Annotated in this window: 10 protein-coding genes; all 10 read right to left on the bottom strand. The window is 71.8% G+C overall.

What is annotated here, in order from left to right; translation table 11 throughout:
* Nucleotides 1–788 precede the first annotated feature (788 nt).
* Nucleotides 789–2,108, bottom strand: a complete 1,320-nt coding sequence (locus M3M27_RS00300) for an acetamidase/formamidase family protein (RefSeq protein ID WP_434026787.1) — start codon at nt 2,106–2,108, stop codon at nt 789–791.
* Nucleotides 2,109–2,297: 189 nt separating this feature from the next.
* A complete protein-coding gene (locus M3M27_RS00305) occupies nt 2,298–2,630 on the bottom strand; it encodes a YegP family protein (protein ID WP_140724637.1) in 333 nt (110 codons plus the stop codon).
* A gap of 122 nt (nt 2,631–2,752) precedes the next feature.
* Nucleotides 2,753–4,552, bottom strand: a complete 1,800-nt coding sequence (locus tag M3M27_RS00310; protein ID WP_434026788.1) for a carboxypeptidase regulatory-like domain-containing protein — start codon at nt 4,550–4,552, stop codon at nt 2,753–2,755.
* The gene (locus tag M3M27_RS00315) at nt 4,549–6,777 is read right to left on the bottom strand and encodes a hypothetical protein (RefSeq protein WP_434026789.1); all 2,229 of its coding nucleotides are present in this window, start codon (nt 6,775–6,777) and stop codon (nt 4,549–4,551) included. Before M3M27_RS00315 ends, M3M27_RS00310 begins: the two co-directional genes overlap by 4 nt.
* Nucleotides 6,774–7,931: a BatA domain-containing protein gene (locus M3M27_RS00320; RefSeq protein WP_434026790.1), complete on the bottom strand. Its 1,158-nt coding sequence runs from the start codon at nt 7,929–7,931 to the stop codon at nt 6,774–6,776. Before M3M27_RS00320 ends, M3M27_RS00315 begins: the two co-directional genes overlap by 4 nt.
* Nucleotides 7,932–8,097: 166 nt before the next feature.
* The gene (locus M3M27_RS00325; protein ID WP_434026791.1) at nt 8,098–8,988 is read right to left on the bottom strand and encodes a DUF58 domain-containing protein; all 891 of its coding nucleotides are present in this window, start codon (nt 8,986–8,988) and stop codon (nt 8,098–8,100) included.
* Nucleotides 8,989–8,998: 10 nt separating this feature from the next.
* Nucleotides 8,999–9,991, bottom strand: coding sequence for an AAA family ATPase (locus M3M27_RS00330; protein ID WP_434026792.1), 993 nt, complete (start codon nt 9,989–9,991; stop codon nt 8,999–9,001).
* Between the two features lie 93 nt (nt 9,992–10,084).
* Nucleotides 10,085–10,786 (bottom strand): DUF4159 domain-containing protein, encoded by a 702-nt coding sequence (locus M3M27_RS00335; RefSeq protein ID WP_434026793.1) that lies wholly within the window; start codon nt 10,784–10,786, stop codon nt 10,085–10,087.
* 211 nt (nt 10,787–10,997) lie between these two features.
* Entirely contained in the window at nt 10,998–12,332 is a 1,335-nt protein-coding gene (locus tag M3M27_RS00340) for a TldD/PmbA family protein (RefSeq protein WP_140724658.1), read from the bottom strand.
* 20 nt (nt 12,333–12,352) lie between these two features.
* Nucleotides 12,353–13,987, bottom strand: coding sequence for a TldD/PmbA family protein (locus M3M27_RS00345; protein WP_434026794.1), 1,635 nt, complete (start codon nt 13,985–13,987; stop codon nt 12,353–12,355).
* Between the last annotated feature and the right edge of the window lie 48 nt (nt 13,988–14,035).

Genomic DNA, 14,035 nt, shown 5'->3' on the forward strand with positions numbered 1-14,035 from the left:
TTGTGGGAGCAGCTCTGGGTGGCCCAGGGCCATCAGCCGCGATGGGGCTTTCCCCACAATGGATAGGGAAGAGAGAGTCCTTGTGGGAGGGACTTCAGTCCCGACAGGCTTTCCCGGTAAAGCCCCTCGGGACTGAAGTCCCTCCCACAGGAATGTTTGTAGAGAGTGCCACGATAGAACCCATCGCAGACGTGACTTTTGTGGGAGCAGCTCTGGGTGGCCCAGGGCATCAGCCGCGATGGGGCTTTCCCCACAATGGATAGGGAAGAGAGAGTCTTTGTGGGAGGGACTTCAGTCCCGACAGGCTTTCCCGGTGAAGCCCGTCGGGACTGAAGTCCCTCCCACAGGAATGCCTGTAGGGAGTGCCTCGGTAGAGCCCATCGCAGACGTGACTTCTTGTGGGAGCAGCTCTGGGTGGCCCAGGGCCATCAGCCGCGATGGAGCGTTCCCCACAATGGATAGGGAAGAGAGAGTCCTTGTGGGAGGGACTTCAGTCCCGACAAGCTTTCCCGGTGAAGCCTGTCAGGACTGAGGTCCCTCCCACAGGAATGCCTGTAGGGAGTGCCACGATAGAACCCATCGCAGGCGTGGCTTTTGTGGGAGCGGCTCTGGGTGGCCCAGGGCCATCAGCCGCGATGGAGCGTTCCCCACAATGGATAGGGAAGAGAGAGTCCTTGTGGGAGGGACTTCAGTCCCGACAGGCTTTCCCGGTAAAGCCCGTCGGGACTGAAGTCCCTCCCACAAAAAGGGGCTCCTGCAGCTGCGCCTGCGATGGATTACATCCTCGATCACAACGCGGGCCGGTCGTCGCGACCGGCTTCCACGCTGACCACGCGACGCGATGCCGGCAACAAGGCCTTGTCGATCTTCGCCGCCACGCCGACGCTGCGGCCGGCCAGGTTCGCCACCGAGTAGCGCGCCGCGCTGCCCAGCACCTGGGCCGCCTGCGACAGCGTCATGCCGTAGTCCTGCTGCAGCCACGCGATCATGCCGCCGCTGGCGGCCTTGAGCGCTTCGTCGAGCGAGCCGGCCTGGCCGAGCGCCATGACCTGCGTGGCCGACTCCACGCGAGGCATGGCGATCGCCTTGCCCTTGATCAGCTCGACCGAGAACGTCACGTCCATCGAGGTCTCCAGCGCGTACTGGCTGGTTTCGCCATCGCCCTGCAGCGCATGGGCATCGCCCAGGTACAGCAGCGCGCCGGGTTGCTGCACCGGCAGGTAGACGGTGTTGCCCTCGACCACCTCGTTGAAGTCCATGTTGCCGCCGAAGCGGCCGGTGTCGCCGGTCGAGACCGGCGGCATGCCGAATCCCGGCGCGACCGCCAATCCGCCCAGCATCGGCTTCACCGGTACCTGGTAACCGGCCAGCGCGCCGTCGGCGTGTTCGGGCCGCGCGGTGCCGCGCATGCGGTCGAGCGTCCAGCGCACCGGCTTGCCGAGTTCGCCGGCCTGCGCCGCAAGGCTGGACGGCAGGGCGCGCCCGACGACGGTATCCAGGCTGTCGGCGTAGTCGCGGTTCAATCGCAGCCGCCGCAGGTGGACGACGAGGGTGTCGCCGGGCGCCGCGCCGGCGACGAAGAACGGTCCGGTCTGCGGATTGCCGAACAGCGCGCGGGTGACGCCGTGCTCGTCCACGCCACCGGAATCGAGCGTCTTGGTCCGCACCGTGTCGCCGGGCCAAAGCACCAGCACCGGCGCGCGGTCCGCGTTCCAGGTGTTGGAATAATCGGTGGGTTGGAAATCGAGCGTGCGCGGCGCGCCCGCAGCGCGCTCCGGCAGACGCCATGCACTGAAGCGGTGCCGCGCCCGCGCCTGGCGATCGTTGGTGTCGGGCGCATCCACCTCGCCCTGCATGCGCTCGCCTTCGATGTCGGCGGTGTAGCGCGATACGCCGCCGTTGCGTTCGGTCGCGCCGAACGCGATGCGTTGCCCGGCAAGGGTTCCTTCGACCCGGTCGCCATCGAGGTCGCCGCCGATGCGCGCGCCGTCGCGCTCGATGGTCAGCGTCGAGAACGCCGGGTTGCCCCACAAGTCGGTGCGGAGGATCCAGGTTTCCCCGGCCTGGAGCGAAGGAACGACGAGGGACGCGCACAATGCGATAGCCATTGCCTGGAACTTCATCGCCATCTCCACCGGAAGCCGTCCGCATGGTGGCATGGCCCCGCTGGCCCGGCCGCAGTGCCGGATGTCACGTGGACGACCGGCCCGTATCCGGACGGCCGCCGGAAAAAGACCGGCCCCGGCGCGATGGAGCCGCCGGGGCCGCCGCCCGTTCCCGCACGCCGCGCGAGGCGGCTACGCGATCTCCTTCACCGTGGCGCTGGGCCCGTTGTTCTGCACCGAGGCGATGCCGCCGTCGCGCGCGGCCTCGCTGCCGTACATCTGGCTGGTGCCGATGACCTGGTGGTTGGCGGCCTTCAGGGTGAAATAGAACTTGCCGTTGCTGGCGGCCTTGCGCTCGTAGCGGGCCGGGTCGGGGCTGTTCTTCTGCACCGAGGCGATGCCGCCCTCGGCGGCGGCCCGGGAACCGTAGTGCTCGCTGCTGAGGATGGTCTCGGCGTTGCCCGCCTTCAGCACGAAATGGAATTCGCCCTTCGCGTTCTTGCTCAACTCGTACCAGCCAGCCATATGGGGCTCCTTGGATAAGGGGAAAACGATCCTGGGACGACATCGCCGGCCAGGGGCTTCCGGGGGGCTGGCCGGCGCCGCGTATTGCGCGGTCGGCAAGGTGAAGCGGTCGTGACGAAGGGTCAGCGGGCGGTTCCGGCGCGGTCCCGGCCGAGGCGGCTGCGTTCCAGCCACCATAGCAACGCGGAAGCGGCGACGAAGGCCAGCCACCATGGCCAGCGCGGGCCGGGCTGCGGCGCGGCCATCGCCGGCCGCGGCGGCGCGCCTTCGCGCACCAGCCCTAGCGTGGCCGCGCGCAGGCCATTGGCGTGCAACGCGGGCGCCTCGGCCGGATCGCGCACCAGCACGCGGCCGGCGCGTTCGCCGTCCTGCCAGCGATACAGGCCGGCCTGGCGCGGCCACGCGCCGGCGCACGCGGCGTCGCCGGTGGCCGGATCGCGCAGCAGCGGGGCCGCGCTGCCGTCCGGGGCCTGCAGCACGGCGGCGTCGCCCAGGCCGCACAGCGCCAGCCGTTCGTCGCGCCACCCGGGCGCGGCGACGGCCAGGGCGGGCGCCTTCGGGCGCGCCAGCGGCGACAGCAGCTCGCTCCACAGCGCCGCATGCGCGGACGCGTGGCCTTCGAGCACCAGGCGATAGCTGTCGGCGAGCGTGGTCACGCCGATCCGGCCGCGGCCGAGCGTGCGCCACCAGGCGTAGGCGCTGCCGTCGGCGGCGCGCAGCGCATCGACCGCGCCAGCGGCGGCGGGTGCGAAAACCCGGCGCTCCAGCGCCGGCAAGGGCGATGCTTCGTCGTCGCGGCCAGGGTCCGGCCCGGCCGGTGCGCCGCGCCGCGCCGCATCCAGCGACGCATCGGCCGGACCGGGGAGCCTGACCGGCGCGATCCCGCCCTCGCCGCGCAGCGGCATGCCGAGCTCGGCCAGCGCGGCGCGCGCGCCGGCGTCGAGCGGGCCGCCGATCCGCACCAGCAGGCCCAGCCCGCGCGCGACCGCGTCGCGCACGGCGGCGCGCTGCCCGCGGCCGAGCCCGGCCAACGCGCGTTCGTCGACGATCAACAGGTCGACGCCGTCCAGCGTGGCCGCCTCCAATGGGCGCGGCGCATCGCCCAGTTGCAGGCCGCCGCCGACCGCGACCTGGGTCTGCAGCGAGAGCCCGGCGTCGTGCGCCCAGCGGCGCAGGTACTTCAGTTCCGGCTGCGGCGCGCCGGCGATCAGCCACAGTTCGAGGGCCGGCGCTTCGGCCACCGATACCGGCACCCGCGCGCGGTCGCGCGGGTCGCCCTTGGCATCGAGCACGCGGACCTCGAACAGGACATCGCCGGTGGCGCGCGCGCTGCCGTCCAGGACGAAGCGCCCGTCCTCGCCGATGCTCGCGCGATCGACCCGGCGGCCCGCCGGGTCGAGCAGCTCCACGCTCGCCTGCGGCAGGCCAACGACGCGGCCGCCGATGGCGAAACCGGCGCCCGGCACCAATGGCGGCGGCGTGGACAGCTCGGCCAGGCCCGGCACCGGCGCCACGGGCGCATACGCCAGCGGCCAGCCGGCGGCGGCGTCGCGATCGCGCGCGGGCAATCCCGCGCCGACGATCCGCAGCCGCTGCGTGCCGGGATGGCGGCGCAATGCCGTGGCCAGGTCCGGGACGCGTTCCACCTCCGCCAGCGCGGGGGCTTCGGGCAGCGTGACGACGCGGTCGCCTGGTGCCGCGCCCAGCGAACGCAGGTCGCTGCCGGCGCTGGCGACCACCAGCGTGCCGGCCTGCCCTGCGCGCGGCGGCGGCGCCAGCGCGAAGTAGAGCAGCGCCGCGCATGCCGGTTGCAGCGCAAGCAGGGCGATCTTCTTCCAGGGGGCGACGCGGGCGCGGCGCAGGCGCCACATCGCCAGCAATGCCGCCACCGCCAGCACGGCGGCCAGGACCAGCTGCGTCATCGCGCGTCCTCCTGCCGTTGCAGCGCGTCCAGGTAGCGCCGGCCACGCTCGTTGGCCGGTGCGCGCGGCGCCGGCGCGGCCGGGGGACGGACCAGCAGCGGCCACACCAGGGCGCGCAGGCGCTGCCGGCAGGCGCCGCAGTCGGGCGTGGCGCGCAAGGTCTCGACCGCGGCGGCCAGGTCGAGCGCGTTCTCGATGCTCCCCTGGTGGGCGCCGAGCCACGCCGCGAAATCGTCCAGCGCGCCGGACGCCGCGGCGCGATCGGCCGCGCCCAGCGCCTGCCACAAGGCCATCGGCCGCGGGTCGGGCGCGGTACGCGCGACGAGCGCGTCGTCGCGCCGCGCCAGGCCGTCGCGCTGGCCGCTCATGCGGCGGCCCTCGTCGATCGGCGGCAGCTCCGGCCCCACCCGCGCCAGGTAGATGCGTTCGGATTGCTGCACCTGCTTGATGTACTCCAGCGCCTTGTACGCATGCGGCAGTGCCTGCGCGGGACGGCCCTGGCGCAGTTCGCCCTCGGATTGCCACATCTGGTCGAGCGCGGCCTTGAGCGTGGCGCGGGTCTTCGGATCGAGCAGGGTCGCGGCCTCGGCATGGTCGTGGGTGTGGCCGAACTCGGCCAGCACGTTGCCGGCCTGGCCGAAACCGGCGCTCCCGTGCGCGTCATGGTCGTGATCGTGGTCGTCGAGCGCGGCCGCGCCTTGCGGCGCTTCGTCGTGGTCGTGGCCGGCATGCGCGTCGCGCGCCGGCTCGGGCCTGGGCGCGGGCGCATCGGCGGTGGGCAGGTCGGCCGTCGGCGGCGCGTCGGCGCTGGGAATGTCGTCGGCCGACGGCGGCTTCGGCGCGCCTTCGCTCTCCTCGCCGAGGAACTGGCCGTAGCGCAGCCGCAGCAGGCGCTGGTCCACGCCGATCGCGTCGGAGCGCTTGAGGAAGGCGTCGGGATCGAGCCGCGGCTTCTCCTTCAGCAGCGCCTCGGCGTCGAGGATGATCTGGCGCTGGCTGCGGAAGTACGCCGGCAGGGTCTTCTTGACGCTGCCTTCCAGGTCGGTCGCCAGCGCCTGTTCCGGCGGCGGCCAGCGCAGGATCACGCTGGCGCTGCGCGCCTCCTGCGGCGCCGGCTGGCGGGTGTCGCGCACGACCAGCTGCGCGATCAGGTCGTCGCCCGGCGCCATGCCCAGCGCCTGCGGCTGCAGCGTGTGCGCGAACCGGCGCAGCGTCGCCGGCCCGCTGCCGGCCAGCGCCACGGTCTGCTCGCGGAAGCGGATGTTCTCGCCGCTGCCTTGCGCCAGCGTGAGCTTCAGTTGCGCGCCGGCGGCGACGCCGTAGTCGTCGCTGGCCTCGAAGCGGAGCGCCCAGCCGGCGCGCGTCGGCGTCCACTGCACCAGGCTGCTTTCCGGTTCGAGCACGCGCACCTGCGGCGGGCGGTCCGGCAGCGCCTCGAGCTTGTGCAGCGCGCCGTCCAGCGGCTTGCCGTCGACGATCACCCGGTACAGCGCGGAGCGCTGCAGCGCCATCCGCGCCTGCCAGGCATCGCCGTCGCGCACCAGCTCCAGCGTGCTGCCGTCGTGCAGGCGCAAGGCGACGCGCATCGGTTGCGGCTCGAAGCGCAGCGTCCACGCCAGCTGCGTGCCTTGCGGCACCTTGGCGTCGAGCGACGGCAGCGTGCCCGGCGCCTGGCCGGTATAGGCCGGCGGCGTGGCGTGCAGGCGCGCCGTGCGCAGCACCGGTGCACGACTGGCCGGTGCGGATGCCTCGTCGCGCGCCGCGGGCGCGCTCGGGCGTTGGCCGTGCATCGGCCAGCGCAGCGCCAGCGACGCCAGGACGAGCGCGGCCAGCGCGAGCGGCAGGATCGAGCGCCAGGGCCAGGGTTCGCGCAGGTCGCGGGCGCCGGAACCGAGCCGCGCCTCCACGCGCGCGCGCTGCAATCGCTGCAACGGCCCGAGCGCGGCCGGATCGGCGAACAGCAGGTCGGCGCTGTCCTCCAGGTCGCGGTCGCGGTCGAGCCGGCGGACCAGCCAGCGGCGGTCCAGGCGCCGCGCGCGCAACACGCCGGACGCGGCGGTGGCCAGCAGCGCGACGGTGGCGACGGCCATGGCCATGGACGGGCCGGCCCAGCGCCAGGCCAGCGCGGCCGCCAGCAACGCCAGCGGCACGCCCTGCGACCAGACGATCGCCTGCCGGCGGCGCCGCGCCGCGCGCCACAGCAGGGAGAGCCGCGCGGCGCTCATGCGGACCTCCCGCGCCGCGGCGAGGTCGCCAGCCAGCGTTCGAGCAGGAACAGCAGCGCGGCGACCAACGCCAGCCAGGGCGCCAGCGATCGCGGTGCGGCCGGCGAAGGCGTGGCGCCGGTCATCGGCGCCTGGGTCGAGGCGAACGCGCGTTGCGGCGGCGGTGGCGGTTGCAGCACGGCGCGCAGGCGGTCCGGGAACGCGGCGTCGAGCAATGGCGGCAGTGCGACCGGATCCAGCGCGCGGGCGAAGCGCAACACGCGCCCGGCGCCGAAGCCGGCGCCTTCGACCACGGCGGTGCCGCGCTCGTCGTGCCAGTGCGGCTGCAGCGCGAGCCCGCGCGGCAGCGGCGTGCGCGCATCGAGCAGCAGCGTGCCGCCTTCGCGGGCCCACTGCAGCAGCGATGCCGGCGGTGCGGCCGCGGAGAGCCACAGCGCGGTCGTATCGCGCGGCGGTGCGGCGGCAGCATCGGCGGCGGGCCGGACATCGAGCGCGGCGTCTTCGTGCCAGGCCGCCTGCACGGCGCGCAGGTAGCGCAATGCGCCATCGTTCGCAGCGTCGGCGAACACGCGCAGCGTTGGCGGTGCGGTCTTCGCGGCCGCGGGCGATGGCGACGCGGCTTCCACGACCTGCCATCGCACGCGCCGCGACAGCACCGGTACCTGCCCGTCCAGGCCGCCCCATCGGCGCGGGACCACGACGGTCAACGGCGTCGCGGCCGGCAACGTCGCGTCGAGTTCGCGCAACAGGCTGGTCTGCTGCCGGGCCGCATCGGGCGCGGGTGTGGCCAGGTCGGGAAATCCAGGGGCCAGCCACAACCAATGCGCATCCGCCTCGCCGGCAACCGCGGCGCGCGCCTGCGCCGGATCGACGCCGGGCGCGACCGCGATGCGCGGCCGGCGGTCGTCGCGCCCGAGCAGCGCCGGTTGCGCGAGCAGCAGCGCCAGCAGCGCGAGCAGCAACAAGCGCACCAGCAACAGCGGCCATTCGTCGAAGCGGACGCGATGGCGCGGGCGCGGCACCGCGCGCAGCCAGCGCAGCGCCGCGAACGGCGTCGGGCGATGCTCGCTGCGGCGCGCCAGGTGGATCAGCAGCGGCAGCAGCAGCGCGGCGAGCGCGGCCAGGCCGAGGGGCAGGAGCAGGACGAGGTTCAAGGGATACCCTCATCCGCCCCTTCGGGGCACCTTCTCCCGCTCGCGGGAGAAGGGAGCGAAACCGTTGGCGCGGCGTGCGGCGGCATGCCGGCGTTCCTTCTCCCGCCCGGCGGGAGAAGGTGCCCCGAAGGGGCGGATGAGGGCCAAGACGACAACGCGATGCCGATCATGCCTTGGCCTCGAACAACCGCCGCAGCACCGCGTCCGCCGGCTCGTCCAGATGATGGATCGCATGCCGGATGCCCGCCGCCTGCCAGCGTACCGCGCGCGCGCGTTGCGCCTCGGCGAAGCGGCGCAGGTAGTCGGCGCGCATCGCGGCGCCGTCGCCGAGCAGTTCCTCGCCGGTCTCCGGATCGAGGAAGCGATGGCCGCCAGCGAACGCGAAATCGCGCTCGTCGCAGGTCAGCACCTGCAACTGCAGCACCTCGCGGCGCGCGGCCGCGAGCTTTTCCAGCAGTTCGCCCGCGTCCTCGTCGAAACCGTCGCCGATCGCCAGCACCAGGTCGTTGGCGGCGATGCGTTCCCAGACCGGCCGCAGCGCCGCCGGCGACGGCCAGGCGCCTTGCGCGCGTAGGCGATGCAAGGCCAGCCAGAGCCGGTCGCGCTGGCGCAGGCCGGTACCGGCAGGCACAAGCTCCAGGCCTGCCCCATGCACGGCGACCAGGCCGAAGCGGTCGCCCTGCTGCAGCGCGACCTCGGCGGCGCAGGCGGCCAGGGTCTTCATCGCGTCCAGCCGCGCGTAGTCCGGCCGGCGTTGGTCCGCCTGCCCCGCCGACGCGGTCGCATCGAGCAGCAGCCACAGCGTCAACGGGCTCTCGCGCTCGGCCTCGCGCACGAAGAAGCGGTCCGAGCGCGCGTAGAGCTTCCAGTCGACCTGGCGCAATTCGTCGCCCGGCTCGTAGGCGCGGTACTGCGCGAACTCCAGCCCGGCGCCGCGGCTGCGGCTGGCGTGCAGGCCGATGCCGTGCGCGCCGGCCATGCGCCGCGCGCGCAGCTGCAACGTACGCAGGCGGCTGCGCACATCGCCCGGGATCAGCGCCGGCAAGCCTTCGGCCACGTCGGCCCGCTCAGGCGGCGGACGGCACGCCGCGCAGCAGCGCGGCGACCACGTCGTCGGCCGTCTTCTGCTCGGCCTCGGCGGCGAACGACAGCAGCAGGCGATGGCGCATCACCGGCGCGGCCAGCGCGGCCACGTCCTCGCGGGTCGCGGCGTAGCGGCCGTGCAGCAGCGCGCGCGCCTTCGAGGCCAGCACCAGCGACTGCCCGGCGCGCGGGCCGGCGCCCCACTTCACCCATTGCCGCACCTCCTCCGGCGCCTGCGGCCCCGGGCGGCTGGCGCGCACCAGGCGGTTGATCCAGCCGAGCAGGTCCTCGCCGACGTGCACCTCGCGCACGTGGCGCTGCAGGGCCTGCACCGCCTCGGCGTCCATCACGCGCGGGACCTGCGCGCCATGCGAGCCGGTGGTCTGCCGCAGGATGTCGCGCTCCTCCGCTTCGCTCGGGTAGTCCACGCGCACGTGCAGCAGGAAGCGGTCCAGCTGCGCCTCCGGCAGCGGATAGGTGCCGGCCTGCTCGATCGGGTTCTGCGTGGCCAGCACGAAGAACGGCGCCGGCAGCGAGTAGGTGGTGCCGGCGTAGCTGACGGTGCGCTCCTGCATCGCCTCCAGCAGCGCCGCCTGGGTCTTGGGCGGGGTGCGGTTGAGCTCGTCGGCCAGCAGCAGGTTGGTGAAGACCGGGCCGGGCTGGAAGCGGAAATGGCGATGGCCGGTGCCGTGGTCCTCCTCCAGCAGCTCGGTGCCGAGGATGTCGCTGGGCATCAGGTCGGGCGTGAACTGCACGCGCCGGAACTGCAGCTCCAGCGCCTGGCCGAGCGAGCGCACCAGCAGGGTCTTGCCCAGCCCGGGCGCGCCTTCGAGCAGGCAATGGCCGCCGGCGAGCAGGCCGATCAGCAACTGCTCGACCACCTCGCCCTGGCCGACCACGGCCTGGGCGAGCGCGCCGCGCAGTTCGCCGAGCTTGGCGAGCAGGGGATCGAGGGTCTGTGGTTCGGGGGAGGTCATGGGAATCTCGTAGTGGTTCTCTGCGGGAGGGACTTCAGTCCCGACGGGCTTTACCGGTAAAGCCCGTCGGGACTGAAGTCCCTCCCACAAGGGTCATGAATTCAATGCGTACATCACGATGTTCACGCCGAACTTGGTGTTGTCCTCGGCCAGGAAGCGCTTGTTGCGCCAGTCGTAGTCCCATTCGCAGCCGTAGTCCTTGTTGCTGTAGAGCACGCCCAGGCGGCCGTCGATCTCGATGCCCTTGAGGTAGTCGTGCACCAGGTCGTCGCCCCAGCCGTTGAGCTCGAAGCCGGTCGCCGGCGGGCCGTCCGGGAACTTGAAGAAGCTGCTGTAGATCGGGTGCCGGTTGGGCAGTTTCTTCAGGGCGGACTTGCCGAAGATCGCCGCCATCTGCGCCTCGAACGACTTGGCGAACAGCCCGTCGATGTCGTGGTTGCAGTCGTCCACGAACACGAACCCGCCGTTGCGCACGTAGCGCTCGAAGTTGCGCCGCTCGGCCGGGTTGAACTCCACCAGCTTGTGCCCGGCCAGGTAGCAGAACGGCGCCGACAGCATGCGCGGGTCGGCCAGCGGCAGCACGTGCTCGACCGGGTCCACGCGCAGCGTGGTGTAGTCGATCAGCGAGGTGATCAGGTTGGACGGCATGCGCGCGTCCACGTCCCAGTCGCCGGAGTCGTACTTCAGGCGCGTGAACCAGAAGTCGTAGCGCGCCGCCTGCGCCCGCGCCGGCCACGGCAGCGCGGCGGCGGCGGCCGTGCCGAGCAGCAGCTGCAGGAACTGGTTGCGAGTCATGGCCCTCATCCGCCCTGCGGGCACCCTCTCCCGCAAGCGGGAGAAGGGACACTTCCGGCATCCCGGACCGCGGAAAGATCGTAGCTGGCCAATCCTTCTCCCGCGTGCGGGACAAGGTGCCTTGCCGCGCCGCGTGTGACGCCGGGTGCCATCCCTTCTCCCGCGCGCGGGAGAAGGTGCCCCGGAGGGGCGGATGAGGGCCGCCTTTCCCTCACACCGCGTCCGACAGCGAGGTGAACGTGAAGTCCCGCAACCGCATCGGCGGGATCATCATCACGAAGCTCGACTCGTCGCCGGCCACGCGCACCGGCTTGCCCAGCTCGTCGATGTTGTTGAGCATGATCACCGGCGACTCGTTGAAGCGGAAGTTCTTCACCGGGTGCTTGATCTGGCCGTTCTCGATGTAGAACGTGCCGTCGCGGGTCAGCCCGGTCAGCAGCACGGTCTGCGGGTCGACCATGCGGATGTACCAGGTGCGGGTGACCAGGATGCCCTTCTCGGTGGTGCGCACCAGGTCGGCGATCGACTTGTCGCCGCCGGCCATCAGCAGGTTGCCCGGCTCGCCCACCGCGCGCTTGCCGTTCTTCTGCGCCCAGTAGCGCGAGTAGTTGAGGTTGACCACCTTGCCGTTCTCGACGATGGCCATCTTCTCGCGCGGCAGGCCCTCGTTGTCCCACGGCATCACCGGCGCGCGCGGGTCCCACGGGTCGGCGGTGATGTTCACGCGCGGGTCGTAGACCTGCTCGCCGAGCTTGTTGCCGCCGCCCTTCTTCGACAGGAAGCTGCGGCCCTCGTCGGCCATGCGCGCGTCGAAGAAGTTCATCATGAAGCTGATCAGCCCGGCCGCCGCGGCCGGCTCCAGGATCACCGTGTACTTGCCCGGCTCCAGCGCCTTGGCCTCGGCCGACTCGCTGGCCTTGCGCATGGCGATGCGGATGTCCTGCTCGGCCTTGAAGTCGGCCGCGTCCTTCAGGTTGCGCCCGACCCAGCCCGAGCCGCGCCCGTCCTCGGTGCGCACCGTGCAGGTGTAGTCGAAGCGGGAGCCGCGCTGGTAGCCGAAGTTGCCGTTGCTGTTGGCGAAGGCCTCGAAGTTCTGGCCGTCCTCCAGGAAGCCGGCGGCGATCAGGCCGTTGCCCTTGCACGGGCCGATCGAGTCGGCCGCCACCTGGGCGCGGAACTCCGGGGTGATCGCGGCGGTGGACTCGCTGAAGGTCGGGCTGGGGGTGTAGGTCTGCTTCGGCACCGCCGGCACGAACTCCGGGTTCTCCGGCGCCAGCCGCGCCAGGTCCTCGGCGCGGCGCACCACGCGCTCCAGCGAGGCGTCGTCGAACTCGTTGATGGTGGCGGTGCCCACCCGCTTGCCGAACGCCACCTGCACCGCCAGCTCGGTGTTGTCGACGATGCCGCTGGTGGAGACGTTGTTGAGGGCGAAGCGGATGTTGCCGTCGATCGAGCCGGACAGCGAGGCCGTGCACTCGTCGGCCTTGGACAGCGCGACGACCTTGTCGAGGATGGCCTTGGCCTGCGCTTCGGTGAGGATGCTCATGGGATATCTCCTTGCGCCGGTCAGCCCAGCGAACGGGCGGTGTTGATGACGTTGATGCCGTTGAAGCGGGCCGTGGACGAGCCGTGCGAGACCGCCGAGACCTGGCCCGGCTGGCCCTTGCCGTCGAAGAACGAACCGCCCAGGCGGTAGTCGCGCTCGTCGGCCACGGCCACGCAGGCGTTCCAGAACTCCGGCGTGCGGATCTGGTAGGCCACGTCCTCCAGCATGCGGGTGATCTGGCCGTTCTTGATCTCGTAGAACAGCTGGCCGCCGAACTGCGCGTTGTAGCGCTGCTGGTCGATCGAGAACGAGCCGTCGCCGATGATGTAGATGCCGTTCTCCACGTCCTTGATCATCTCGGCCACCGACAGCGGCGTCTTGCCCGGCGCCATCGACACGTTGGCCATGCGCTGGAACTGCACGCTGCTCCAGGAGTCGGCGTAGCAGCAGCCGTCCGACTCGGTCTTGCCGAGGATGTGGGCCTGGTCGCGGATGGTCTGGTAGTCGACCAGCTTGCCGTCGCGGATCAGGTCCCACTGCTTGGTCTTCACGCCCTCGTCGTCGTAGCCGACCGCGCCGAGGCTGCCCGGCTGGGTCTTGTCGGCGAAGACGTGCACCTTGTCGCTGCCGTACTGGAAGTGGGACTTGAGCTTGTCCAGCGTGGCGAAGCTGGTGCCGGCGTAGTTGGCCTCGTAGCCGAGCACGCGGTCCAGCTCCAGCGGATGGCCGATCGACTCGTGGATGGTCAGCCAGGTGTGCGACGGGTCGAGCACCAGGTCGTACTTGCCCGGCTTCACCGAAGGCGCCTTGAGCTTCTCCTGCGCCTGCCGCGCGGCGGCGACGGCGTCTTCCTTCATGTCGTAGGACATGCCGTAGTTGACCACACCGTTGGGCGTGACGACCTTGCCGGACGCGTCGCCGTCCAGGTACTCGTAGCCCAGGCCCATCGGCGCGGACAGGCCGTCGCGGGTGCGGAACTTGCCGCTGGCCTTGTCGATGGCGGTCACCGTCATCGGCGCCCAGATGCGGTGCACGTCCTGGTCGATGTAGGAACCGTCGGTGCTGGCGAAGTACTTCTGCTCGTTGACCAGGAACAGCATCGAGTTGACGAAGTTGGCGCCGGCGTTGATCGCCGCCGCGTTGACCCCGAGCAGCAGCTCGACCTTGTCCTTGATCGGCACCTCCATCGCGTTCTTCTTGATCGGCGTCTTCCACGACACCTCGCCGTAGCCCGGCGCCTTGGCCAGCTGCACCGGCGCGGTCTGGATCCTGGCGTTGGCCTTGGCGATCGCCGAGGCCTGCTGGGCGGCGCGGGCGATGCCCGCCTCGGTGAGGTCGTTGGTGGCGGCGAAGCCCCATGCGCCGTTGGCGATCACGCGCACGCCGGCACCGGTGGACTCGGTGTTCACCACGTTCTGCACCTTGTCCTCGCGGGTGATCACGAACTGGCGCAGGTAGCGGCCGATGCGCACGTCGCTGTAGCTCGCGCCGGCCTTGCGCGCCGCGTCGAGCGCGGCATCGGCCAGGCGCTTCTTGACCGCCGGGTCCAGCGTGGCCAGCAACTGCTCGGCCGCGATGGCCTTGCCGAAGAAGGACGGCACCATCAAGCCGCCCGCGGTCAGCCCGGTCAGGGCCAGGAAATCACGTCGATGCACGGCGATACTCCCCTTGGTTCCGCACGGACGCGCGGAAGGTTGGTCGGG

Source organism: Xanthomonas boreopolis (assembly GCF_046529185.1).
Taxonomy (GTDB): Bacteria; Pseudomonadota; Gammaproteobacteria; order Xanthomonadales; family Xanthomonadaceae; genus Pseudomonas_S; species Pseudomonas_S boreopolis.

Coding starts and splice junctions, on each gene's coding strand:
- M3M27_RS00310 (WP_434026788.1), bottom strand. CDS start 4,552: ATGACGCAGCTGGTCCTGGCCGCCGTGCTGGCGGTGGCGGCATTGCTG.
- M3M27_RS00305 (WP_140724637.1), bottom strand. CDS start 2,630: ATGGCTGGCTGGTACGAGTTGAGCAAGAACGCGAAGGGCGAATTCCAT.
- M3M27_RS00340 (WP_140724658.1), bottom strand. CDS start 12,332: ATGAGCATCCTCACCGAAGCGCAGGCCAAGGCCATCCTCGACAAGGTC.
- M3M27_RS00315 (WP_434026789.1), bottom strand. CDS start 6,777: ATGAGCGCCGCGCGGCTCTCCCTGCTGTGGCGCGCGGCGCGGCGCCGC.
- M3M27_RS00335 (WP_434026793.1), bottom strand. CDS start 10,786: ATGACTCGCAACCAGTTCCTGCAGCTGCTGCTCGGCACGGCCGCCGCC.
- M3M27_RS00330 (WP_434026792.1), bottom strand. CDS start 9,991: ATGACCTCCCCCGAACCACAGACCCTCGATCCCCTGCTCGCCAAGCTC.
- M3M27_RS00300 (WP_434026787.1), bottom strand. CDS start 2,108: ATGGCTATCGCATTGTGCGCGTCCCTCGTCGTTCCTTCGCTCCAGGCC.